Source organism: Desulfovibrio sp. Fe33 (assembly GCF_028532725.1).
Taxonomy (GTDB): domain Bacteria; phylum Desulfobacterota; class Desulfovibrionia; order Desulfovibrionales; family Desulfovibrionaceae; genus Pseudodesulfovibrio.
In genome coordinates this window covers 2,501-5,114 of record NZ_JAQKGU010000019.1, presented here as the reverse complement: position 1 = coordinate 5,114, position 2,614 = coordinate 2,501, and the positions used below count along the sequence as shown (strand labels likewise).

Annotated in this window: 2 rRNA genes (1 of these 2 only partly in view); both read right to left on the bottom strand. The window is 51.2% G+C overall.

The features are described from left to right. Positions 1 to 23: 23 nt before the first annotated feature. Positions 24 to 138: ribosomal RNA gene (gene rrf / locus PSN43_RS15905) — 5S ribosomal RNA — on the bottom strand. A gap of 64 nt (positions 139 to 202) precedes the next feature. Then, positions 203 to 2,614, bottom strand: a 23S ribosomal RNA gene (locus PSN43_RS15900); it runs 526 nt beyond the window's last position.

The following is a 2,614-nucleotide window of genomic DNA, read 5'->3' as shown; positions in this document are numbered from 1 at the left end:
AAAAGACCGGGGGCTGAAATATTCCTTGGCGGCGACCTACTTTCCCACACGCTACCATGCAGTATCATCGGCGATGGAGGGCTTAACTTCCGGGTTCGGAATGGGACCGGGTGTACCCCCTCCTCCTTGGCCACCAAGAAAATTTGGCGAACTTGGAGTTCAAATATATAGTCAATAGGGGAAGAGAGAATTCCTAATCTTGTTAAATAAGCCGCACGATCTATTAGTACCGGTCAGCTGAACAACTCGCGTTGCTTACACCTCCGGCCTATCTACCTTGTAGTCTTCAAGGGATCTTCAGGGACTTGCGTCCAGGGAGAACTTATCTTAAGGCGGGCTTCCCGCTTAGATGCTTTCAGCGGTTATCCTTTCCGAACTTAGCTACCCTGCAATGCCGCTGGCGCGACAACAGGAACACCATAGGTTCGTCCACCCCGGTCCTCTCGTACTAGGGGCAGACCCTTTTCAATTCTCCTACGCCCACGGAGGATAGGGACCAAACTGTCTCACGACGTTTTAAACCCAGCTCGCGTACCACTTTAAACGGCGAACAGCCGTACCCTTGGGACCTGCTTCAGCCCCAGGATGTGATGAGCCGACATCGAGGTGCCAAACCGCGTCGTCGATGTGAACTCTTGGACGCGATCAGCCTGTTATCCCCGGCGTACCTTTTATCCTATGAGCGATGGCCCTTCCATTCGGAACCACCGGATCACTAAGACCAACTTTCGTTCCTGCTCGAGATGTCTCTCTCACAGTCAAGCTCCCTTATGCCTTTGCACTCAACGGCTGGTTTCCAATCAGCCTGAGGGAACCTTTGCAAGCCTCCGTTACTATTTAGGAGGCGACCGCCCCAGTCAAACTACCCACCAGACAATGTCTCCACACCGGATAACGGTCATGGATTAGATACCTAAGTAATAAAGGGTGGTATTTCAAGGGCGACTCCACGCATACTGGCGTACACGCTTCAAAGTCTCCCACCTATCCTACACATTATTAATCAAATACCAATGTCAAGCTGCAGTAAAGGTGCACAGGGTCTTTCCGTCCTTCCGCGGGTAACCGGCATTTTCACCGGTAATTCAATTTCACTGAGTCTCTGGTTGAGACAGCGGGGAGATCGTTACGCCATTCGTGCAGGTCGGAACTTACCCGACAAGGAATTTCGCTACCTTAGGACCGTTATAGTTACGGCCGCCGTTTACTGGGGCTTCGATTTAGAGCTTCGCTTGCGCTGACCCCACCTCTTAACCTTCCAGCACCGGGCAGGCGTCAGTCCCTATACATCGTCTTACGACTTAGCAGAGACCTATGTTTTTAGTAAACAGTCGCCCCCCCCGATTCCTGCGTCTCAAATCCGCTCACATAGCTAAATGGTCACGGAATCGAGCACCCCTTATCGCGAACTTACGGGGTCATTTTGCCGAGTTCCTTAACCAGAGTTCTCTCAAGCGCCTTGGTCTGCTCGACCCACCTACCTGTGTCGGTTTGCGGTACGGTATGCATATGCTAAACTTAGAAGCTTTTCTTGGCAGCATGGAATTAACGGCTTCTGTCAGTTTAATGACTCGGCATCACGTCTCAGGCTCGTAGAATTGCGGATTTGCCTGCAACTCAACCCTACACGCTTGCACCGGGATATCCAACACCCGGACCGTCTATCCTCCTGCGTCCCTCCTTCGCACACATACACATGTACAGGAATATTAACCTGTTTCCCATCGACTACGCATTTCTGCCTCGCCTTAGGGGCCGACTTACCCTGGGAAGATTAGCTTTACCCAGGAAACCTTAGGTTTACGGCGAATAAGTTTCTCACTTATTTTGTCGTTACTCATGCCAGCATATTCACTTCTCATTAGTCCAGCACACCTCACGGTATACCTTCATCCCATCTGAGAACGCTCTCCTACCGCTCACAGCAAGCTGTGAACCCAAAGCTTCGGTACAATGCTTAGCCCCGTTACATTTTCGGCGCAGAATCGCTAGGCCAGTGAGCTATTACGCTTTCTTTAAAGGATGGCTGCTTCTAAGCCAACCTCCTGGATGTATAAGCAACTCCACCACCTTTCCCACTTAGCATTGATTTGGAGACCTTAGCTGTTGGTCTGGGCTGTTTCCCTTTTGGCCACGGGCCTTCGCACCCATAGCCTGACTGCCACACATCATTTACCGGCATTCGGAGTTTGAAAGGGGTTGGTAACCTGGTGGGGCCCCTAGCCCTGTCAGTGCTCTACCTCCGGCAAACTAATGTGACGCTATACCTCAATATATTTCGGAGAGAACCAGCTATCACCGGGTTTGATTGGCCTTTCACCCCTATCCACAAGTCATCCAAATCGTTTTCAACCGATACTGGTTCGGCCCTCCACTTGATTTTACTCAAGTTTCAGCCTGCTCATGGATAGATCACCCGGCTTCGGGTCTAATCCGCAATACTTGGCGCCCTATTCAGACTCGCTTTCGCTACGGCTACGTCTCTAGACTTAACCTCGCATTACAGATTAACTCGCTGGCCCGTTATGCAAAAAGCACGCGGTCACGGATCAAGTCCGCTCCCACAGCTTGTAGGCACATGGTTTCAGGTTCTATTTCACTCCCCTAACAGGGG